At 65.0% G+C, this 19,917-nt stretch carries 18 protein-coding genes; 11 read left to right on the forward strand and 7 right to left on the reverse strand.

The annotated features are described in order from the left end of the window. Positions 1-183: 183 nt before the first annotated feature. Positions 184-3,024, reverse strand: coding sequence for a preprotein translocase subunit SecA (secA, locus tag ACLFLU_RS40745; RefSeq protein ID WP_426410250.1), 2,841 nt, complete (start codon positions 3,022-3,024; stop codon positions 184-186). Between the two features lie 353 nt (positions 3,025-3,377). On the opposite strand from secA, the gene ACLFLU_RS40750 reads away from it, so the two are divergent. The 3 genes from ACLFLU_RS40750 to ACLFLU_RS40760 all read left to right on the forward strand — a co-directional run bounded on the left by ACLFLU_RS40750 (position 3,378) and on the right by ACLFLU_RS40760 (position 6,091). After that, positions 3,378-4,319, forward strand: a complete 942-nt coding sequence (locus tag ACLFLU_RS40750) for a peptidylprolyl isomerase (RefSeq protein WP_426410251.1) — start codon at positions 3,378-3,380, stop codon at positions 4,317-4,319. 114 nt (positions 4,320-4,433) lie between these two features. Next, complete coding sequence (gene argJ, locus ACLFLU_RS40755; RefSeq protein ID WP_426410252.1) at positions 4,434-5,675, forward strand: bifunctional glutamate N-acetyltransferase/amino-acid acetyltransferase ArgJ; 1,242 nt, start codon at positions 4,434-4,436, stop codon at positions 5,673-5,675. 5 nt (positions 5,676-5,680) lie between these two features. After that, positions 5,681-6,091: a (deoxy)nucleoside triphosphate pyrophosphohydrolase gene (locus ACLFLU_RS40760; RefSeq protein ID WP_426410253.1), complete on the forward strand. Its 411-nt coding sequence runs from the start codon at positions 5,681-5,683 to the stop codon at positions 6,089-6,091. Positions 6,092-6,118: 27 nt separating this feature from the next. Here the strand turns inward: ACLFLU_RS40760 and ACLFLU_RS40765 are convergent, their stop codons facing one another. Further along, the gene (locus ACLFLU_RS40765; protein ID WP_426414177.1) at positions 6,119-6,967 is read right to left on the reverse strand and encodes a methyltransferase domain-containing protein; all 849 of its coding nucleotides are present in this window, start codon (positions 6,965-6,967) and stop codon (positions 6,119-6,121) included. A 64-nt stretch (positions 6,968-7,031) separates the two neighbouring features. Between ACLFLU_RS40765 and ACLFLU_RS40770 the strand changes: the two genes are divergently transcribed. Genes ACLFLU_RS40770 through ACLFLU_RS40785 form a run of 4 tightly spaced genes read left to right on the forward strand, consistent with a single transcriptional unit; the run spans position 7,032 to position 9,518 of the window. Next, entirely contained in the window at positions 7,032-7,829 is a 798-nt protein-coding gene (locus tag ACLFLU_RS40770) for a ComF family protein (protein ID WP_426410254.1), read from the forward strand. A gap of 47 nt (positions 7,830-7,876) precedes the next feature. After that, positions 7,877-8,152 carry a glutaredoxin 3 gene (gene grxC, locus ACLFLU_RS40775; protein WP_426410255.1) on the forward strand — a complete coding sequence of 92 codons (276 nt, stop codon included), beginning with the start codon at positions 7,877-7,879 and terminating at the stop codon, positions 8,150-8,152. Continuing rightward, positions 8,149-9,039: a carbon-nitrogen hydrolase family protein gene (locus ACLFLU_RS40780; protein WP_426410256.1), complete on the forward strand. Its 891-nt coding sequence runs from the start codon at positions 8,149-8,151 to the stop codon at positions 9,037-9,039. Before grxC ends, ACLFLU_RS40780 begins: the two co-directional genes overlap by 4 nt. Beyond that, entirely contained in the window at positions 9,036-9,518 is a 483-nt protein-coding gene (locus tag ACLFLU_RS40785) for a DUF1178 family protein (protein ID WP_426410257.1), read from the forward strand. The genes ACLFLU_RS40780 and ACLFLU_RS40785 overlap by 4 nt, the downstream gene beginning before the upstream one ends. 13 nt (positions 9,519-9,531) lie before the next feature. Here ACLFLU_RS40785 and ACLFLU_RS40790 read toward each other — a convergent pair whose 3' ends face one another. The 3 genes from ACLFLU_RS40790 to ACLFLU_RS40800 form a co-directional block, all read right to left on the reverse strand. Next, a complete protein-coding gene (locus ACLFLU_RS40790; protein ID WP_426410258.1) occupies positions 9,532-10,431 on the reverse strand; it encodes an EamA family transporter in 900 nt (299 codons plus the stop codon). 291 nt (positions 10,432-10,722) lie between these two features. Continuing rightward, the gene (ubiG, locus tag ACLFLU_RS40795; RefSeq protein ID WP_426410259.1) at positions 10,723-11,496 is read right to left on the reverse strand and encodes a bifunctional 2-polyprenyl-6-hydroxyphenol methylase/3-demethylubiquinol 3-O-methyltransferase UbiG; all 774 of its coding nucleotides are present in this window, start codon (positions 11,494-11,496) and stop codon (positions 10,723-10,725) included. Between the two features lie 14 nt (positions 11,497-11,510). Further along, positions 11,511-11,981 carry a PH domain-containing protein gene (locus ACLFLU_RS40800; RefSeq protein ID WP_426410260.1) on the reverse strand — a complete coding sequence of 157 codons (471 nt, stop codon included), beginning with the start codon at positions 11,979-11,981 and terminating at the stop codon, positions 11,511-11,513. Between the two features lie 162 nt (positions 11,982-12,143). Here ACLFLU_RS40800 and ACLFLU_RS40805 point away from each other — a divergent pair, with 162 nt between their 5' ends. The 3 genes from ACLFLU_RS40805 (at position 12,144) to prfA (ending at position 17,162) form a co-directional block, all read left to right on the forward strand. Then, positions 12,144-13,400 carry an aspartate kinase gene (locus tag ACLFLU_RS40805; RefSeq protein ID WP_426410261.1) on the forward strand — a complete coding sequence of 419 codons (1,257 nt, stop codon included), beginning with the start codon at positions 12,144-12,146 and terminating at the stop codon, positions 13,398-13,400. A 351-nt stretch (positions 13,401-13,751) separates the two neighbouring features. Then, the gene (gene ptsP, locus ACLFLU_RS40810) at positions 13,752-16,019 is read left to right on the forward strand and encodes a phosphoenolpyruvate--protein phosphotransferase (protein ID WP_426410262.1); all 2,268 of its coding nucleotides are present in this window, start codon (positions 13,752-13,754) and stop codon (positions 16,017-16,019) included. 57 nt (positions 16,020-16,076) lie between these two features. Next, positions 16,077-17,162, forward strand: coding sequence for a peptide chain release factor 1 (gene prfA, locus ACLFLU_RS40815; RefSeq protein ID WP_426410263.1), 1,086 nt, complete (start codon positions 16,077-16,079; stop codon positions 17,160-17,162). Positions 17,163-17,165: 3 nt separating this feature from the next. Here prfA and ACLFLU_RS40820 read toward each other — a convergent pair whose 3' ends face one another. Both ACLFLU_RS40820 and ACLFLU_RS40825 read right to left on the reverse strand, forming a co-directional pair. Next, a complete protein-coding gene (locus tag ACLFLU_RS40820; protein ID WP_426410264.1) occupies positions 17,166-17,636 on the reverse strand; it encodes a MarR family winged helix-turn-helix transcriptional regulator in 471 nt (156 codons plus the stop codon). Positions 17,637-17,757: 121 nt separating this feature from the next. Then, on the reverse strand, positions 17,758-18,315 hold the full coding sequence (locus ACLFLU_RS40825) for a hypothetical protein (protein ID WP_426410265.1): 558 nt from the start codon (positions 18,313-18,315) through the stop codon (positions 17,758-17,760). A 251-nt stretch (positions 18,316-18,566) separates the two neighbouring features. Here ACLFLU_RS40825 and ACLFLU_RS40830 point away from each other — a divergent pair, with 251 nt between their 5' ends. Beyond that, a complete protein-coding gene (locus ACLFLU_RS40830; protein ID WP_426410266.1) occupies positions 18,567-19,901 on the forward strand; it encodes a substrate-binding protein in 1,335 nt (444 codons plus the stop codon). Positions 19,902-19,917: the final 16 nt, after the last annotated feature.

Here is a 19,917-nt window from a genome sequence, read left to right on the forward strand (position 1 = left end):
AGAGCCGCGCACCATAGGCACAATTGTCATCGCCCGATTCAATCGGACGATCCAGTATTCCAGAGACGATCTTGATTGAACCGAGAAGCCGCGGCGTACTGCGTCGCCCGGTCGAGCCGGGCGACGACAGTGGAAGTTGAGGCGCGCGTTTCGCGCCTCACACGCATGACAGAGAGCCAGCGGTTACGCGTACCGCCCGTGGCAGTGCTTGTACTTCTTGCCTGAGCCGCAGGGGCAGTCCTCGTTGCGGCCGATCTTGCCCCAGCTTGCCGGGTTCTTGGGATCGCGCAGCGCGGCGTCGGTGGCCTGCGGGGCCAGCGTGACGCTGGCGAGCGCCATTTCGTCTTCGCCCGTGTCCGGATTGAGCTTGTGCGCTTCCATCTGCGGCAGCACAGGAGCTTCCTGCTCCGGCGGGACGATCTCGACCCGCATCAGCTGCGCGGTGACGGCCTCGCGCAGATGCGCGCTCATCTCCTGGAACAGGTTGAAGGCCTCGGTCTTGTACTCCTGCAACGGATCGCGCTGGCCGTAGCCGCGCAGGCCGATGACCTGGCGCAGATGGTCGAGCATGATCAGGTGCTCGCGCCAGAGATGGTCGAGCGTCTGGAGCAGAATGGTCTTCTCGACGTAACGCATCACGTCGGGGCCCCATTGCCCGACCTTGGCCGCCATGTGCTCGTCGGCGCGGGTCTCGATGCGCTTGAGCAGCTCCTCGTCGGCGATGCCCTCTTCCTTGGCCCAGTCCGCGACCGGCAGGTCGAGATCGAGCACGCGCTTGAGTTCTTCCTTCAACCCGGCGACGTCCCACTGCTCGGCATAGGCATGCTCGGGCACGTGCTTGGCGACGAGGTCGTCGATGAAGGCGTGGCGCATGTCGGTGACGGTCTCGGCAACGCTGTCGTCCTTCATCAGGTCGACGCGCTGGTCGAAGATCACCTTGCGCTGGTCGTTCTGGACGTTGTCGAACTTGAGCAGGTTCTTGCGGATATCGAAGTTGCGGGCTTCGACCTTCTGCTGCGCCTTCTCTAGGGCCTTGTTGATCCAGGGATGGATGATCGCCTCGCCCTCTTGCAGGCCGAGACGCTGGAGCATGCTGTCGAGGCGATCCGAGCCGAAGATGCGCATCAGATCGTCTTCCAGCGACAGGAAGAATTTTGAGCGGCCGGGGTCGCCCTGACGGCCGGAACGGCCGCGCAGCTGGTTGTCGATGCGGCGGGATTCGTGCCGCTCCGAGCCGATGATGTAGAGGCCGCCCGGCTTCTTCACGGTCTTGGCCGGCTTGCTGCCCTTCGCCGGCTCGATCTCGACGGTCTCTTCGGCCTTCAGCACGATCTCGCGGAAGTGCTCGATGTCGGCCTTGATCTGCTCGATCTTTTTGGCCTTCTCGGCCTCGTCCTCGATGCCAGCGGTCTCCTGCTGGATGCGCATTTCGAGCGAGCCGCCGAGCTTGATGTCGGTACCGCGGCCGGCCATGTTGGTCGCGATCGTGATCGCGCCGGGAACGCCGGCCTCGGCGACGATGTAGGCTTCCTGCTCGTGGAAGCGCGCGTTCAGCACCGCGAACAGCTTGGCCGGCTTGTTGGCGCGCGCCGCGGCGTACAGCTTCTGCATCGAGTTCTCGTTGCCGAAGTCGATCTGCCGGTAGCCGTGCTTCTTGAGATACTCGGCAATCACTTCCGATTTCTCGATCGAGGCGGTGCCAACCAGCACCGGCTGCAGCCGCGCATTGGCGCGCTCGATCTCGGCCAGGATCGCGGCGTATTTCTCGTTCTGGGTGCGATAGACCTCGTCGTCCTCGTCCAGACGGGCGACCGCCAGATTGGTCGGGATTTCCACGACCTCGAGCTTGTAGATGTCGAACAGTTCGTCGGCTTCCGTCAGCGCCGTGCCGGTCATGCCGGCGAGCTTCTCGTACATGCGGAAGTAGTTCTGGAAGGTGATCGAGGCCAGCGTCTGGTTCTCGGGCTGGACCTGAACGTGCTCCTTGGCTTCCAGCGCCTGGTGCAGGCCTTCGGAATAGCGGCGGCCCTGCATCATGCGGCCGGTGAACTCGTCGATGATCACGACCTCGTCGTCGCGGACGATGTAGTCCTTGTCGCGGGTGAAGAGGGTGTGGGCGCGCAAGGCCTGGTTGATGTGATGCACGACGGAGACGTTCTCGACGTCGTAGAGCGACTCGCCCTTGAGCTGGCCGGCATCGCGCAGCAGCCGCTCGATCTTCTCCATGCCGGCTTCGGTCAGCGTCACCGTGCGCTGCTTCTCGTCGACGTCGTAGTCGCTCTTGTCGAGCTTGGGCAGGAAGCCGTCGATGGTGTTGTAGAAATCCGAACGGTCGTCGAGCGGGCCGGAGATGATCAGCGGCGTCCGCGCTTCGTCGATCAGGATGGAGTCGACTTCGTCGACGATGGCGTAGAAGTGCGGCCGCTGGACCATGTCCTCGAGCCGGTACTTCATGTTGTCGCGCAGATAGTCGAAGCCGTATTCGTTGTTGGTGCCGTAGGTGATGTCGCAGGCATAGGCCGCCTTGCGCTCGGCATCGTCGAGACCGTGGACGATGACGCCGGTGGTCAGGCCGAGGAAGCCGTAGATCTGGCCCATCCAGCCGGAGTCGCGGCGGGCGAGGTAGTCGTTGACGGTGACGACGTGGACGCCCTTGCCGGCGAGCGCATTCAGGTAGACCGCGAGCGTTGCGACCAGCGTCTTGCCTTCGCCGGTCTTCATCTCGGCGATGTCGCCCTCGTGCAGCACCATGCCGCCGATCAGCTGGACGTCGAAATGGCGCTGGCCGAGCGTGCGCTTGGCGGCCTCGCGCACGGTGGCGAAGGCGGGCACCAGCAGGTCATCCAGCGTCTTGCCCTCGGCAAGCTGCTTCTTGAACTCGGCGGTACGGGCCTTGAGCGCCTCGTCGGAGAGTTTCGAGACCTCGGGCTCCAGCGCGTTGATCGCGTTGACGCGGGATTGATATCCCTTCACCCGCCGGTCGTTGGCGGAGCCGAAAAACTTGCGGGCGAGCGCGCCGATCATGCCTAGTTCCTGTGTTCGCGATTTAACCGCGTTGCAGCCAAGAAGTTGTCACCCGTCTGCCTATCAACTCACCGTGACGCCTGTTGGCGTCAGAGCCCGGACTGCGGGGGGTCATCCGCCATATGGGTGGGAATTGGGCTAGTCTGGGTTCAACGGCCAAAAACGCAGCAAAATAAACGCCATCGCCATGGTCGCGACCGCGCAGAGATATGGCCCGGTCAGGGCCTTGTCAACGGCGGGCGCATTGCGGCTAATTCATCATTTTGACAGACTTTTCGCGTTGCCAAGCCCCCCTGAATTGGGCGAGTGTCCGCCCCGCTTAAGCAGCCCCTGCTTCAACATAAGGATTTTGCATGACCACCTCGTTCCCGGTAACCACCGGACTGCGTTTCCGCCACGCGTCCGCCCTGGCTGGCTGCTTTGCCCTGGCGCTGTCCCTGGCGGTCGCCGGCCCGCTCCGGGCGGCCGACGATCCGGTCCTGGCGAAGGTCAACGGCGTTGAGATCAAGAAGAGCGACGTCGCCATGGCCGAGGAGGAACTCGGACCGAGCCTCGCCCAGATGGATCCGGCGACCAAGGACGAGAACGTCCTGTCCTTCCTGATCGACATGAAGATCGTGGCCAAGGCCGCCGAGGACAAGAAGGTCGCCGACGGCGAGGAATTCAAGAAGCGGATGGCGTTCGCCCGCAACCGCCTGCTGATGGACAGCCTGCTGGCCCAGGAAGGCAAGGCCGCGACCAACGACGACGCCATGAAGAAGGTCTATGAGGAGGCCTCTAAGCAGATCACCGGCGAGCAGGAAGTGCGCGCCCGCCACATCCTGGTCGAGACCGAGGACGAGGCCAAGGCGGTGAAGGCCGAGCTCGACAAGGGCGCCGATTTCGCCGAGCTGGCCAAGAAGAAGTCCAAGGATCCGGGCTCCGCCGACGGCGGTGACCTCGGCTTCTTCACCAAGGAACAGATGGTGCCCGAATTCTCGGCCGTCGCGTTCGCGCTGGAGCCGGGCAAGATCTCCGACCCCGTGAAGTCGCAGTTCGGCTGGCACATCATCAAGGTCGAGGAAAAGCGCAACCGCAAGGCGCCGGATTTCGACCAGGTCAAGGCCCAGATCGAGCAGTACGTCACCCGCAAGGCCCAGGCCGACTACGTCGCCAAGCTCCGCGCCGAAGCCAAGGTCGAGCGGATGGACCAGCCGGCAGCCGACGCGTCGAAGGACGCCAAGCCGGCCGACGCGGCCAAGCCTTCCGATGCGAAACCCGCCGACAGCAAGATGGCGCCCCCCGCCAAGAAGTAAAAATTTGCTGTCACTTCGGTGACGCCAAGAGTATCTAAGCATCGCAATGGCCGGGCATCGCCCGGCCATCTGCATATCCAGACCTCACCAAGGCACAAGCCAAGGCGCCCCGCGATGTCCTCAACCGTCTCCCCGCTCGCCCCGAAGAACGTTCCCGACATGCCCGTGATCGCGGGCGTCCGTCTCGCGACGGCCGAGGCCGGCATCCGCTACAAGAACCGCACCGACGTGCTGCTGGCGATCATGGACAAGGGCACGGCGGTCGCCGGCGTCTTCACCAAATCGAAGTGCCCGTCCGCGCCGGTCGAATGGTGCCGCGCCAAGCTGAAGGGCGGCAAGGCCCGCGCGCTGGTCGTCAATTCCGGCAATGCCAACGCCTTCACCGGCAAGACCGGCCGCAGTTCAACCGCTCTGACCGCGAAGATCGCGGCCAAGGCCGTCGGCTGCAGCGAGAGCGAGATCTTTCTGGCCTCGACCGGCGTGATCGGCGAGCCGCTGGACGCGACCAAGTTCGACGGCGTGCTGGGACGCCTCGCCGAGACCGCCGAGGCCGGCGACTACCTCGCTGCCGCCAAGGCGATCATGACCACCGACACCTTCCCCAAGGTCGCGACCGCGACCGTGAAGCTCGGCAAGGCCAAGGTCACCATCAACGGCATGGCCAAGGGCGCCGGCATGATCGCCCCCGACATGGCGACGATGCTGTCCTTCATCTTCACCGACGCGCCGATCGCGCCGGCCGCGCTGCAGGCGCTGCTCAAGGCCGGCGTCGAGGACACTTTCAATGCGGTCACGATCGACGGCGACACCTCGACCTCGGACACGCTGCTGGCGTTCGCGACGGGCGCCGCTGCCGAGCATGGTGCACCGAAAATCAGCCGCGCCAGCGATCCGCGCCTGAAGGCCTTCACCAAGGCCTTCAACCAGATCCTCGCCAACCTCTCCGAGCAGATCGCCCGTGACGGCGAAGGTGCACGCAAGCTGGTCGAGATCACCGTCGAGGGCGCCAAGACCAAGGCCTCCGCACGCAAGATCGCGATGTCGATTGCCAACTCGCCGCTGGTGAAGACCGCAATCGCCGGCGAGGACGCCAATTGGGGCCGCGTGGTCATGGCCGTGGGCAAGGCCGGGGAGCCGGCCGACCGCGACAAGCTCTCGATCTCCTTCAACGGCATCCGCGTCGCCAAGAGCGGCGCGCGCGATCCGTCCTATGACGAAGCGCAGGTGTCGGACGCAATGAAGGCGCCGGAGATCGCGATCAAGGTCTCGCTCGGCCTCGGCAAGGGCCGCGACCGCGTGCTGACCTGCGACCTCACCAAGGAATATGTCGCGATCAACGGGGATTACAGGTCGTAATCCCCATGGCCGATCTCAAGCTCACACTGGTGGTGGCTTGCGCGCTTGTCGACGCCGACAAGCGCGTCCTGATCGCGCAGCGCCCCGAAAGCAAGACGCTGGCCGGCCTCTGGGAATTTCCCGGCGGCAAGCTGGAGCCCGGCGAGCGGCCGGAACAGAGCCTGATCCGCGAGCTCAGTGAGGAGCTCGGCATTACCGTCGCCGAACCATGCCTCGCGCCACTGACCTTTGCGAGCTACGCCTACGAGACGTTTCATCTCCTGATGCCGCTCTACATCTGCCGGCGCTGGGAGGGGATCGTCGAAGCCCGCGAAGGCCAGAAGCTGGCGTGGGTCCGCGCCAACAAATTGCGCGATTATCCGATGCCGCCCGCGGACATTCCGCTGATCCCGCATTTGATTGATTTGCTGATGTGAGGCGCGGTGTGCCGCGTCCAGGACACGCTAGTCCCGTTTGGCCTTCTTCACCGCCTCCGCGAGGCTCGCTTTCGCCGAGCCCGGCTTCAGCGGCTGCTGCTGGCTTGCATGCGGGGCCCAGCCGGAGAGCCAGATGATATCGAACGTCACGCGGATGCGGCCGTCGGGATCGGCAAACCGCTCGGCATAGATTTCGGCCATGCGCAGCAGCGTCGCGCGCCGGCTCGGCGTGCGCCGCCGCTCGATCAGCACATTGGCCGCGCCCATGCGGCGGAGATCCTGCATCAGTGCGAACGCATTGCCATAGCGCACCACGACGCGGTCGACGTCGGTAACCGGCAACGCAAAGCCCGCCCGCTGCAACAGTGCGCCGATGTCCCTGAGATCGGCGAACGGTGCCACCCGCGGCGACACGCCGCCCTCGCATTCGGCTTCCGCCGCGGCAAAGGCCTGCCGCAACTCGGTCAGGCTGTCGCCACCGATCATCGCGGCGAGCAGCAGCCCGTCGGGCCTCAACGCGCGACGGATCTGCGCGAGCACGCCTGGAAGATCGTTGACGAATTGCAGCGCCAGCGCGGAGACAACGAGATCGAGGCTTTCCGGCGCAAAGGGCAATTTCTCCGAGCCCGCCGCATCGAGCGCGATCCGTTCGATGGACGGCAGCCGAGCGCGCAGCGCTGCGAGCCCCTCGCCTGGCGTCCAGAGATCAGCCGGCGCGTGAAATTCACGCATCACCGCGGCCAGCCGGTCGGACATGTCCTCGGCGACCCGATCGAGCAGGAAGGAGGCGGGCCCCTGCGCCTGCACACGCTGCTGCCGCGCATGCAGCAATGCGCGATCAAACAAGGCCGGCGGGGTCTGCGGGTTCTGAGCCATGCCGCTGGTTACGCCGATCCAAGTCGTTCTGGCAATCCGTTGCATGGAACGCTAGCCTCCCCTCATGGACGCCGACGCCGCCCCGACCCGCTCCATCGCCGCACCCTTGCGTGCCGCATGGACGGCTGGCCGGCACGTGGTGTCGCGCGCCGCGCGGCTTGTGCTCGACATTGCGTTGCCGACCTTGTGCGTGTCCTGCCGCGAGCCGGTCGATGGCGAGGGCGTTTGCGCGGCGTGCTGGGCAAAGCTGTCCTTCATCGAGCGGCCTTACTGCCCGCGGCTCGGTATTCCCTTTGTCTATGATCCCGGCCCCGACATGCTGTCGATGGAGGCGATCGCGAGTCCGCCCGCCTATCAGCGGGCACGCGCGGCGGTGCGTTATGACGATGTCGCGCGCACGCTGGTGCATGCGCTAAAATACCAGGACCGCACCGATCTCGCGCCCGCCATGGGCCGCTGGATGGCGCGCGCGGGCGGCGAGCTGCTTGCCGGCGCCGACATGCTGGTGCCGGTGCCCCTGCATTGGCGCCGGGCCTGGCGCCGCCGCTACAACCAGTCCGGTGCGCTGGCGCACGTCATCGCACGGCAGAGCGGGGTGAAGGTGCGAGGCGAGGTGCTGCGCCGGGTCCGCGCCACCGAGCAGCAGATCGGCCTGTCGCGGGCCCAGCGTGCCACCAATGTGCAGGGCGCATTCCAGGTATCCCCAGACCGTCAGGCCGAGGTCCAGGGCCGGCGCATCATCCTTATCGACGATGTCCTGACATCAGGTGCGACGCTGGATGCCTGTGCGCGCGCACTGCTTCGCGCCAAGGCGGCCCAGGTCGACGTGCTGGTCTTTGCCCGGGTTGTCGAGAGCCGGTAAACTCCCATATAATTCAACAAATTCATGACATGAGAGCGCTGGACAACATGACCGCTGCTGTCGAGATCTACACCCGGCCGGGCTGCGGCTATTGTTCCGCCGCCCGGTCGCTTTTGACCCGCAAGAAGGCGACCTTCACGGAATTCGACGTCGCCCAGAACCCGTCCTGGCGCGACGAGATGTACGACCGCGCCGGCGAGGGCTCGACCTTCCCGCAGATCTGGATCGGCGGAACCCATATCGGCGGCTGCGACGACCTCTACGCGCTCGACCGCGAAGGCAGGCTCGACGGCCTCCTCGAAAGCGTCAAGGCGGTCTCATGAGCCAAGATCAAGCTCAGGATCGCACCTTCACCGCGGCCATGATTCAGATGCGCACCGGGCTGATGCCCGAGCCGAGCCTTGCGCAGGCAACGAAACTGATCCGGGAGGCGGTGGCCAAGGGCGCCGATTACGTGCAGACGCCCGAGGTCAGCAACATGATGCAGCTGAACCGCAAGGCGCTGTTCGAGCATCTGCAGAGCGAAGAGGACGATTCCTCGCTGAAGGCGTATCGCGCGCTCGCGGCCGAGCTGAAGATCCACATCCATGTCGGCTCACTGGCGCTGCGCTTCTCGCCGGAGAAGGCGGTCAACCGCTCCTTCCTGATCGGGCCCGAGGGCCAAGTGCTCGCGAGCTACGACAAGATCCACATGTTCGACATCGAGCTGCCGGACGGCGAGAGCTATCGCGAATCCGCGAACTACCAGCCGGGCGAGACCGCCGTGATCTCCGACCTGCCCTGGGGCCGCGTCGGCTTGACGATCTGCTACGACGTGCGCTTCCCCGCGCTCTACCGCGCGCTCGCTGAGAGCGGCGCGTATTTCATCACGGTTCCCTCCGCCTTCACCCGCAAGACCGGCGAGGCGCACTGGCACATCCTGCTGCGGTCGCGCGCAATCGAGACCGGCTGCTTCATCTTCGCCGCAGCCCAGGCAGGCACCCACGAGAACAAGCGCGAGACCTATGGTCACTCGCTGATCATCGATCCCTGGGGCGAGATTCTCGCCGAGGGCGATGTCCAGCCAGGCATCATCATGGCCAAGATAGACCCGGCCAAGGTCGAGACCGCACGCCGCGCGATCCCCTCGCTCCAGCACGGCCGCCGTTTCGGTGTCTCCGATCCGAAGGCCGGGCCGGATCATCTGCACCTGGTGCGAGGATCGGCATGATCCGCTACGCGCTCCATTGCGACCGCAAGCACGCGTTCGAGAGCTGGTTCCAAAGCTCGTCGGCTTATGATTCGCAGGTGAAGCGCAAGCTCGTGACCTGCCCGATCTGCGGCTCGGCCAAAGTCGACAAGGCGATCATGGCACCGCGCATCGTCGGCAAGAAGGGGCGCGGCCGCGCGACACCGCCAGCGGAGCCGGCTACGACGCCGGCCCCCGAGGCTGCGCAGTCCGGATCCACCTCGCTGATGATGGCGCAGGAGCGCGAGCTCCGCACCAAGCTGAAGGAGCTGCGCGATCACATCGTCAAGAACGCCGACAATGTCGGCGAGCGTTTTGCCAACGAAGCCCGCGCTATGCACTATGGCGACAAGGAGCACCGCCCGATCTACGGCGAGGCCTCGCCGGACGAGGCGAAGTCGCTGATCGACGAAGGCATCGAAGTGTCGCCACTGCCGACGCTGCCGGAAGACAGGAACTGACGCGCAAAGCGCGTCAGAATCCCACCAGCACTGCGACACCGACGACGATCAGCGCGATGCCAAAAATTTCGCGCGGCGCGATCGGTTGCTTGAACGAGTAATATGCCACGCCTTGCGCAAACAGCACCTCGATCAGGGCCAACGTGCGGACATTGGCGGCGGCCGTCAGCGCGAACGCCAGGAACCAGAATTGCGAGGAGAAGGCGCCCATGAAGCCGGCGAACAGCGACGGCTTCCACAGGCCAAGGATTGCCTGGAGCACTTTCGGCGCACGCCAGAGCAGGTAGACCGTCAGGATCAGTGTCTGCGCGAACAGCCCCAGCACCAGTGTGAACGACGCGGCCGTCACGAAGGATACGCCGGGCACGGTGATGATGGCGCCGCGGAAGCCGACCGCGGACAGCGCGAACGCCGCGGCGGCCACAAGCCCCAAAATGGTCGGCTTCAATTCCGCAAAACTCTTCTCGCCGCCGGGCCGCAGCGCCGTGATGACGACGCCGACAGTCGCAACCACGATCGCGAGCACCTTCAGCAAGGTGAGATGATCGCCGAGGAAGACGAAGCCGAAGATCGCGGTCTGGATCGCCTCGGTCTTGAGGTACGCCGTCGTCACCACGAAGGAGCGATCGTTCATCGCCAGCAGCATCAACCCGGTGCCGACGATCTGGCTGAGCGCGCCGAGCAGCAGCCACGGCCAGAACACCGACGGCGGCATACCGAGGTGATCGCCGGAGACGATCAGCACCAACCCTAAGAACAGCAGCGAGAACGGGAAGCCGAACAGGAAGCGGATATTGGTCGCGCCCCAGGTCCCCAGCGGCTTCGTCAGCGATCGTTGCATCGCATTGCGCGCGACCTGTCCGGACGCGGCAATGACGGTGAAGGGAATCCAGAGGCTGGTGACGGTGAGCATGGGGAGGGGCAGGTAGGAGGGCAGTTGCGGCCAACCTGCCGCCAGCTATTCAACGGGTCAACCACACGAACGTCATGGGAGCGATGCTCTCGCCACAAACTCAGTGTCGTCCCGGCCTAGTGCGCAATTGCGCACGGGGGGCCGGGACCCATAACCACAGGGAGTGGTTTGACGAAGACTCGTGGTGAATAGCTTCGCGCGACGACTGCTGCCTGGGGGTATGGGTCCCGGCCTTCGCCGGGACGACACCTAATTTGTGGAGACAGCCAGGCCACGACCAGCAGCAGTCCCTCACACCATCCCTTCCGCCACCACCATGTAGTTCACGTCCATATCCGACGAGAGGGTCCATTTGTCGGCGAAGGGGGAGTAGACGACGCCGGTCTGCTCGGTGATGACGAGGCGGTTGTCGAGGAGATATTTGGTCAGTTCGTCGGGGGTGACGAACTTGTTCCACTCGTGGGTGCCGCGCGGCAGCCAGCGCAGGACGTATTCGGCGCCGACGATGGCGAGCGCAAAGCTCTTCCAATTGCGGTTGAGGGTAGACACGACCATCAAGCCGTTGGGCTTCAGCATCGCGGCGCAGCGCTTCAGGAAGACGCCGACGTCGACCACGTGCTCGACCACCTCCATCGCCAGCACGATGTCGAAGCGCTCGCGCGGGTCGATCTCCTCCACCGTGGTGCAGCGGTAGTCGATCGACAGATGGCTCTTGTCGGCATGCAGCTTCGCTGCCGCGATGTTGCTGGCCGAGGGATCGACGCCGATGACCTGTGCGCCGAGCCGCGACAGCGGCTCGCACAACAGGCCGGCACCGCAACCGATGTCGAGCACGCGCAGGCCGCCGAGGCAGTTGAGGCTGCGTACATTGCGCTCGAACTTGCGGCAGGCGGCGTCGCGGATGTAGCCGAGCCGCAGCGGATTGATCCGGTGCAGCGGCGCCATCTTGCCCTTGGGGTCCCACCATTCGGCCGAGAGCTTTGAGAATTTCGCGATCTCGGCGGTGTCGACGGTCGAGCCCGGCGGTGGGCTTGCGGTTGCGGAAGTATCTTGCTGCATGCTCATGGTCAGGCGCGGTCCTACCGCGTGGTGATCGAACTACGGAAGGCCAGCGGCGAGGCGATCGTTGCGATGGTCTCGCGACCTTCGCCGACGCCGTTAATGGTCACGTCGCCGTAGTTGAGAATACGTCCAAGAATCGACTGGTTGACGTCGACACTTTCGACCTTGTCGAGCGCCATTTCAAAGGTGCGGCGCTTGATGAAGCCGGTCTTATGCACAACCCTGAGATTGGTGACGTCGGTCTCGGTGGTGAAGCGATGGAACCAGCCCGTCAGGGTCCAGTACAGGGCGGCCAGCGCCACCAGGCCGGAGCCGAACAGGCAGAGGATCATCACGCTATAAATATCGATCATCTGGCGGGAGGCCACGAACAGGGCCAAGGCCACGATCCAGGCCAGAATGGCCGGGAAATAGAAGATCCAGTGTGCATTGGTCGAATACAGCACCCGCTCGCCCGGCTGCAGGATCTCGTCGATATAACGCGCCATGATCTCGGTTAACCCATACCCCCGGCTGGACCTGAAGCCTGCCCCCTCAGGAACCGACTTGCCCCCGGCCCCGTCGCTATGTATACGCCCGGTCGGTGTCCGCAGGCACCCGTCCATTGCGGGTCACCATACTGATCCTTATGAGGGAATGCACGCGTCGTCATGAGCCGCCTCGTGATGAAATTCGGCGGCACGTCCGTCGCCAACATCGAACGTATCCGCAACGTCGCACGCCATGTGAAGCGTGAGGTCGACGCCGGCCATGAAGTGGCTGTGGTCGTCTCGGCGATGTCGGGCAAGACCAACGAGCTGGTGGCCTGGTGCACCGAGGCCTCGCCGATGCACGACGCGCGCGAATACGACGCCGTCGTCGCCTCCGGCGAACAGGTGACCTCGGGCCTGCTGGCCATCGTGCTCCAGGGCATGGGTATCCAGGCCCGCTCCTGGCAGGGCTGGCAGATCCCGATCAAGACCAGCGACGCCCATGCCTCGGCCCGGATCGAGGACATCGACGGCAGCGAGATCATCACCCGCTTCAGGGATCGCAAGGAGGTCGCGGTCATCGCCGGCTTCCAGGGCATCGATCCCAAGACCAACCGCATCACCACGCTCGGCCGCGGCGGCTCAGACACCTCGGCCGTGGCGATCGCCGCCGCCGTCAAGGCCGACCGCTGCGACATCTACACCGACGTCGACGGCGTCTACACCACCGACCCGCGAATCGTGCCGAAGGCCAAGAGGCTCGACAAGATCGCGTTCGAAGACATGCTGGAACTGGCCTCCCAGGGCGCCAAAGTGCTCCAGGTTCGCTCGGTGGAACTCGGCATGGTCCACAACATGCCGATCTTCGTCCGCTCGAGCTTCGACAAGCCCGAGGATATCGACCCGCATGCCAACCAGCCGCCCGGCACGCTGATCTGCGGCGAGGAGGAGATCATGGAAAACCACGTCGTCACCGGCATCGCCTTTTCGAAGGACGAGGCCCAGATCTCGGTGCGCCAGATCGAGGACAAGCCCGGCGTGGCGGCGTCGATCTTCGGCCCGCTCGCGGATGCCAATATCAACGTCGACATGATCGTTCAGAACGTGTCCGAGGACGGCAAGACCACCGACCTCACCTTCACGGTCCCGGCCGCGGACTACAACCGCGCCAAGGACACGATTACCGCCGCCAAGGGTACGATCGGCTATAAGAGGCTGGATACCGCGACCGACGTCGCCAAGATCTCGGTGATCGGCAGCGGCATGCGCAGCCACGCCGGCGTCGCCGCCCAGGCGTTTTCGGCGCTCGCCGGACGGAATATCAACATCCGGGCCATTACAACCTCCGAGATCAAGTTCTCGGTCTTGATCGACACCGCCTATACCGAGCTTGCGGTGCGCACGCTGCACACGCTCTACGGCCTCGATCAGGCCTGAAGCGCGACCCGTCGCGCCTCAGATTGTTGTTTGAGCATGGTCTTTCCGGAAAACCGCTTCGCACTTTTCCGGACCATGCCTGGGCTAATTTTCTCTTAGCGGTCGCAGCAAACGCGAAGGTGTACACACCTTCGCGTTTGGCAGGCGTTTTGCTTGGCAAAACAAGCCTCAATTCGCTATACGGCGAAGAGGGTGGGCTGCCGCAGACTGTGTCCCAGTTCAGGCTGCTGATTCGGTGCAAGCGGTCGTTTGCGCCTGGACCGGACAGACAATTTGATTGTTTTTCTGGAATTTTAGGCCAGCCGCCGGCCAATATCGCCGGGCCGGGCAGACGGAGGAGATTGACGGTTCATGCGGAGCGCGTCGGGAGGTCCCCGCGTCTTGTTGAGACGGCTCCGCGAAACCATGGCGGAGCAGGTCTCGGCCCAGGAGCGGCTGGACAAGATCGTGGTGCTGATCGCCGCCAACATGGTGGCCGAGGTCTGCTCGGTCTATGTGCTGCGCATCGACAACACCCTCGAGCTCTACGCCACCGAAGGCCTCAACCGCGAGGCCGTGCACCATACCGTGCTCAGCGCCCATGAGGGCCTGGTCGGCCTCGTCGCCAGCGAGGCGACGCCGCTCAACCTGAACGACGCCCAAAGCCACCCGGCCTTCTCGTTCCGCCCGGAGACTGGCGAAGAAATCTACCACTCGTTCCTCGGCGTGCCGATCCTGCGCGCCGGCAATACGCTCGGCGTGCTCGTGGTGCAGAATCGCGCCAAGCGCACCTATGTCGAGGAAGAGCTCGAGGCGCTGCAGACCACCGCCATGGTGCTGGCGGAGCTGATCGCGTCGGGCGAATTGTCCGCGCTGGCCCAGCCGGGCGCCGAGCCGGCCGCGCGCCATTCGACGCAAAAGGCCGGAGCGATCCTCTCGGAGGGCATCGCGCTCGGTCATGTCGTGCTGCACGAGCCGCGCGTCGTCATCAAGGACTACATCGCCGAGGATCTGCCGAAGGAGATCAAGCGGCTCGACACCGCGCTCGCCAAGCTGCGCTCGGATCTCGACCGGATGCTGGAGCGCGGCGACGTCGCCGAGGGCGGCGAGCATCGCGACGTGCTCGAAGCCTACCGCATGTTCGCCAACGACCAGGGTTGGTCGCACAAGCTGCACGAGGCGGTCGCCACCGGCCTCACGGCGGAAGCCGCGGTCGAACGCGTCCAGTCCGACACCCGCGCCCGCATGCTGCGCGTGACTGACCCCTATTTGCGCGACCGGCTGCACGATCTCGAGGATCTCGGCTACCGCCTGATGCGGCAGCTGGTCGGCCAGGATCATGCGCCCTCACGCGAGCAGATGCCCGACAATGCCATCGTCATCGCGCGCGCGATGGGACCGGCGGCGCTGCTCGATTATGACCGCAAGCGCCTGCGCGGCATCGTGCTCGAGGAAGGCACCGCCAATTCCCACGTCTCGATCGTGGCGCGCGCGCTCGGCATTCCCGCGGTCGGCGAGGTGCCGAACGCGACGGGCATCGCCGACCCCGGCGACGCCATCATCGTCGACGGCACGTCGGGCGCGATCTATGTGCGGCCATCGCAGGAAGTCGAGGCGGCCTATGCCGAACGCGTGCGCTTCCGCGCCCGCCGCCAGGCGCAATATCTTGCGTTGCGCGACCGCCCTTGCGTCACCAAGGACGGCCAGAAGGTCGAGCTGATGATCAATGCGGGTCTCGCCATTGACCTACCGCATATCGAGGACACCGGCAGCGCCGGCATCGGCCTGTTCCGCACCGAGCTGCAATTCATGGTCGGCCAGAGCCTGCCGCGCACCAGCGACCAGCTTGCGCTCTACCGCACCGTGCTGGACGCGGCCGGCCAGAAGCCCGTCACCTTCCGCACCCTCGACATCGGCGGCGACAAGGCGCTGCCCTATATGGAGACGGTGATCGAGGAGAATCCCGCGCTCGGCTGGCGCGCGATCCGGCTCGGGCTCGACCGCCCCGGCCTGTTGCGTGGCCAGATCCGCGCGCTGCTTCGCGCCGGCGGCGGCCGCGCGCTGCGCATCATGTTCCCGATGATCTCGGAGGTCGCCGAGTTCGATTCGGCGAAGGCCCTGGTCGAGCGCGAGCTCACTTACCTGCGCCAGCACGGCCACACGCTGCCGGAGCGGATCGATATCGGCACCATGGTCGAGGTGCCGGCGCTGCTCTATCAGCTCGACGAGCTCCTGAAGAAGGTCGACTTCATCTCGGTCGGCTCCAACGACCTGTTCCAGTTCCTGTTCGCGGTTGATCGCGGCAACGCCAAGGTCTCCGAGCGCTTCGACACCATGTCGACGCCGATCCTGCGGGCGTTGCGCGACATCGCGCGCAAGTCGCAGGACGCAAAGAAATCGCTGTCACTCTGCGGCGAGATGGCCTCGAAGCCGATCGGCGCGCTGGCGCTGATCGCGATGGGCTACCGCTCACTGTCGCTGTCGGCGACCGCGCTCGGCCCGGTCAAGGCGATGGTGATCGATCTCGACGCCAAGAAGGCCGAAGCGATGCTTGGGCCGCTGCTGGATGCGCCGACCGGCAGCGTCTCGATCCGGCAGAAGCTGACGGAATTTGCCGAGGCCGAAGGCCTGGCGTTGTAGCGGGCCTGCCGCCCGTTTTCGCCGCCTCGCCTCCCTCCGCCTTTTGAGACCAAACCAATGTCGTCACTCCCCGAAGCCAAACTGGACGTCCTGCTCGCGCATCACGCCTCGCTCGAGGCCGAATCGCTGGGGCAGCTCTCCTCCGAACGCTATGTGCAGGTCACGCGCGAGCTCGCCGAGATCACGCCACTGATCGAGGCAGTGAAGACCTATCGTGCTGCCGTGAATGAGCTCGCCGACACCGAGGCGCTGATCGCCGACCCGGCGACAGACGCCGAGATGCGCAGCATGGCGGAGGCGGAGCGCGACGAGCTCAATCCCAAAATCGAGGATCTGGTCCAGAAGATCCGCGTCGCGCTGCTGCCCAAGGACGCCATGGACGACCGCAACGTCGTGCTCGAAATCCGCGCCGGCACCGGCGGCGACGAGGCCTCGCTGTTCGCCGGCGATCTGTTCCGGATGTACGAGCGCTTTGCCGCCTTGCAGGGCTGGAAGGTCGAGGTGATCTCAGCGAGCGAAGGCACCGTCGGCGGCTTCAAGGAAATCATTGCCGAGGTGCAGGGCCGCGGTGCGTTCTCCAAGCTGAAATTCGAGTCCGGCGTGCACCGCGTGCAGCGCGTGCCCGACACAGAGACGCAGGGACGCATCCACACATCCGCTGCAACCGTCGCCGTGCTGCCCGAGGTCGAGGATGTCGACGTCGAGATCAAGAACGACGATCTGCGCATCGAGACGATGCGCGCGCAAGGCGCCGGCGGCCAGCACGTCAACAAGACCGAATCGGCGATCCGCATCACCCACATTCCGACCGGCATCGTGGTGATGATGCAGGACAGCCGCTCGCAGCACAAGAACCGCGCCTCCGCCATGAACATCCTGCGTTCGCGCATCTACGATGCCGAGCGGCAGCGCGTCGACGCTGCGCGCTCGGCCGAGCGCAAGGAAAAGGTCGGCTCCGGCGACCGCAGCGAGCGCATCCGCACCTATAATTTCCCGCAAGGGCGCGTCACCGACCACCGCATCAACCTGACGCTCTACAAGCTGCCGCAGGTGATCGCCGGCGAAGCGCTCGGCGAATTGACCGATGCGCTGACCACCGAGCACCAGGCCGCCCAGCTCGCCGCGCAAGGCGCGGCAGCGTGAGCCTCAGCGCGTTTTGGCCTTGAACGATCGCAGGATCTTGGCCAGCGCCGGCGCAGCGGCACTCAGCTCGTCAAGGTGAATGCGCGAGAGCGAGCGCAGCTTCTGCTCGCCCTTGGCCGTCAGCTTGACCAGGACGCGCCGCGCATCCTCGGGATCGGCCTCGCGGCCGATCAGCTTCAGCTTCGCCATGCGATCCACCAGCTCCACGGCGGTGTGGTGCCGGATCAGGAGAAAGCCGGCGATGTCACCGACGCTGGCGCCGTCGGAGTCGGCCAGTCCCTTGATCGCCAGCAGCGCCTGGTGCTGCTGCGGCGTCAGCCCGGCGTTCTGCGCCGCGGTCTCGCTGAAAGCCAGGAAGGTTCGGAGCTGATAGCGAAATTGCGCCAGTGCGGTGTAATCCGCCTCGCGCATCGCGCCGCCCCTCGACGACGCCGCAGGCGCCGCGCTCCCTGTCTTCCGCTTTGAGTCAGCCATTCCCTGCCTTCAACGTCGCGCCGCCAATGGTGCGAGCGCGGCCGAGATTAGCAAGGATGGCGCGACGGAACCAACCGAGAGATGCTGCGGATGCACACATATCGGCAGCCTCGCAGGCCGCCTATTCGAAGCTGGACAGCAGGACCTTCACCAGGATGACCTGAAACGCGATCGGGATGCGGACGCTCTTCCGCCGGATCGAGCGCTGCAGGGCGCCGGCAATCTCCGCACTGGTCAGAGCGCCGGCCGACGCATTGGCAATCAGCTCCGCCCACATCTGCGACAGCGAGCCGCCGGACGGAAGCACCGGTTTGATGGTCACGCCACAGCCCTGCGCCCAGTCAACGATCTCCCGCATCGTATGCGGACCGCAATTGCGCGCGGTCGCAAGGCGTTCGGCCGTCAATGCACGCAGCAGATCGCGCGACGGCGACCAACTCCCCTTCGGCGGCTGCTCGCCGGTGAGCTCGACCGCGAGCTCCTTCAGGACGTTCTGGGCCCGTACGCTCAGTCTCTTCATCGGCGCAGGCGCGCGCTTGGCCTGAGCGGAGCCGACAGCCGGTCCCCGCTCGCTGGTCGGCCGATTGCCCTCGGCGGGCCACGCCGCCTCAGGCCGCTCCGCTTCCTGCGGCCAGGATCGTCGCTTCCGGACACCTGCCACTGTCGTCTGCCGCGCCATTTCTCTCGCCGAACCCGCCAGCCTCATAGTCACAAAGACTAATATATATCGTTATACGATATGTTTTCACGACATAATTTTCGTCGTTCGACCAAAGGCGAATTTGACAGACGGCCTTCACAAGCAATGCTTACGTGCAAGAGCTACACGCGGATGTGACGTGCCCGGCGCGGGCAGGCCTGTGGGGCCGGCCGCCGCCGGACAGGTCGTGTTTTGCCTGCAAACAAGAACGATGTTCGGAGGAAACGACCATGACTGACGATTTCATCCGCCGCGGCCTGTCGCGCCGTGGCCTGCTCCAGACCACAGCGGGCCTCATCGGCGGCTCGATGCTGCCGGCGATGCCGGCCTTTGCCGAGGACAAGCCGGCGATTGGCTCCTATCCCACGGGCGTGTCGGGTTCCACCGCCTTCATCGGCATCTCGGTGCCGCGCACCGGCACCTATGCCGTGCAGGGCGAGGACGAGCTCAAGGGCTATCAGCTCGCGATCGAGCACATCAACGAAGGCCACGAGCTGATCAAGAAGATCTCGCCCAAGACCAGCAAGGGCGTGCTCGGCAAGGAGCTGAAGTTCGGCGTCGCCGACTCCGCCGCCAAGCCGAACGAAGCGGTGCAGGCCCAGCAGCGCTTCATCAGCGAGAACAAGGCGATCATGATCACCGGCGGCACGTCGAGCGCCGTTGCGGTCGCGCTGAACAAGCTCGCCCAGCGCGAGCACGTGCTGTTCGTGTGCGGCATCTCCGGCTCGAACGACACCACCGGCAAGGACTGCGTGCGCTACGGCGTGCGTCAGAACTTCTTCGGCCAGACGGCAGCGGCCGCGATCGGCCCGGTGATGGTGCGGGAGTTCGGCAAGGGCAAGAAGGCCGCGTATCTCACGCCGGATTACACCTACGGCCACACCGTCACCAAGTCGATGCAGGACTTCCTCGCGACCGCCGGCTGGACCACCGTGACCAACCAGGTCGCCCCGCTCGGCGCGCCCGACTATTCCTCCTATCTGCTGAACGTGGCGAACTCCGGCGCCGACGTGCTGATCAACGTGAACTGGGGTCACGACGCGGTGCTGTCGACCCAACAAGCAAAACAGTTCGGCGTGCTCGACAAGATGAAGCTGGTGGTCCCCTACCAGGTGCCGTTCATCGCGCGCGAGACCGGCGGCCTGATGCAGGGCGTCTATGCCGCGACCGACTATTGGTGGACGATCGAAGACAAGTTCCCGCTGGCCAAGATGTTCAACGAGGCCTTCGAGAAGAAGTACGGCTACAAGCCGGAATGGGGCGCCGAGAACGCCTATGTCAGCTTCGCGCACTGGGCCCGCATGTGCGAGCAGGCCGGCAGCTTCAATCCGCCCGATGTGATCAAGGCCTATGAGAAGGGCGAGACGATCCCCTCCCTGGTCGGCGACTTGCATTACCGCCCCGAGGATCACCAGTGCGTTCGCCCGGTGATCATCGTCAAGGGCAAGCAGCAGAAGGACATGAAGAACAAGGAAGACTGGTACGACGTCGTCGAGATCGTCCCGGGTGAAGGCCTGATGCAGAAGCCGGACGCGTTCGGCTGCCATCTCGGCGACTACACCTGAGTCCACGCTAACCCCT

This window comes from Bradyrhizobium ganzhouense (genome assembly GCF_049949285.1).
Taxonomy (GTDB): Bacteria; Pseudomonadota; Alphaproteobacteria; order Rhizobiales; family Xanthobacteraceae; genus Bradyrhizobium; species Bradyrhizobium ganzhouense.

What these genes read in the sequence shown, in the direction of transcription:
- grxC (WP_426410255.1), top strand. Translation starts at nt 7,877, where the DNA reads ATGACCGCTGCTGTCGAGATCTACACCCGGCCGGGCTGCGGCTATTGT.
- ACLFLU_RS40830 (WP_426410266.1), top strand. Translation starts at nt 18,567, where the DNA reads ATGACTGACGATTTCATCCGCCGCGGCCTGTCGCGCCGTGGCCTGCTC.
- ACLFLU_RS40765 (WP_426414177.1), bottom strand. Translation starts at nt 6,967, where the DNA reads ATGGCTCAGAACCCGCAGACCCCGCCGGCCTTGTTTGATCGCGCATTG.
- ACLFLU_RS40750 (WP_426410251.1), top strand. Translation starts at nt 3,378, where the DNA reads ATGACCACCTCGTTCCCGGTAACCACCGGACTGCGTTTCCGCCACGCG.
- argJ (WP_426410252.1), top strand. Translation starts at nt 4,434, where the DNA reads ATGTCCTCAACCGTCTCCCCGCTCGCCCCGAAGAACGTTCCCGACATG.
- ACLFLU_RS40805 (WP_426410261.1), top strand. Translation starts at nt 12,144, where the DNA reads ATGAGCCGCCTCGTGATGAAATTCGGCGGCACGTCCGTCGCCAACATC.
- ACLFLU_RS40820 (WP_426410264.1), bottom strand. Translation starts at nt 17,636, where the DNA reads ATGGCTGACTCAAAGCGGAAGACAGGGAGCGCGGCGCCTGCGGCGTCG.
- ACLFLU_RS40825 (WP_426410265.1), bottom strand. Translation starts at nt 18,315, where the DNA reads ATGGCGCGGCAGACGACAGTGGCAGGTGTCCGGAAGCGACGATCCTGG.
- ACLFLU_RS40800 (WP_426410260.1), bottom strand. Translation starts at nt 11,981, where the DNA reads ATGGCGCGTTATATCGACGAGATCCTGCAGCCGGGCGAGCGGGTGCTG.
- ubiG (WP_426410259.1), bottom strand. Translation starts at nt 11,496, where the DNA reads ATGAGCATGCAGCAAGATACTTCCGCAACCGCAAGCCCACCGCCGGGC.
- ACLFLU_RS40790 (WP_426410258.1), bottom strand. Translation starts at nt 10,431, where the DNA reads ATGCTCACCGTCACCAGCCTCTGGATTCCCTTCACCGTCATTGCCGCG.
- prfA (WP_426410263.1), top strand. Translation starts at nt 16,077, where the DNA reads ATGTCGTCACTCCCCGAAGCCAAACTGGACGTCCTGCTCGCGCATCAC.
- ACLFLU_RS40770 (WP_426410254.1), top strand. Translation starts at nt 7,032, where the DNA reads ATGGACGCCGACGCCGCCCCGACCCGCTCCATCGCCGCACCCTTGCGT.
- ptsP (WP_426410262.1), top strand. Translation starts at nt 13,752, where the DNA reads ATGCGGAGCGCGTCGGGAGGTCCCCGCGTCTTGTTGAGACGGCTCCGC.
- ACLFLU_RS40785 (WP_426410257.1), top strand. Translation starts at nt 9,036, where the DNA reads ATGATCCGCTACGCGCTCCATTGCGACCGCAAGCACGCGTTCGAGAGC.
- secA (WP_426410250.1), bottom strand. Translation starts at nt 3,024, where the DNA reads ATGATCGGCGCGCTCGCCCGCAAGTTTTTCGGCTCCGCCAACGACCGG.
- ACLFLU_RS40780 (WP_426410256.1), top strand. Translation starts at nt 8,149, where the DNA reads ATGAGCCAAGATCAAGCTCAGGATCGCACCTTCACCGCGGCCATGATT.
- ACLFLU_RS40760 (WP_426410253.1), top strand. Translation starts at nt 5,681, where the DNA reads ATGGCCGATCTCAAGCTCACACTGGTGGTGGCTTGCGCGCTTGTCGAC.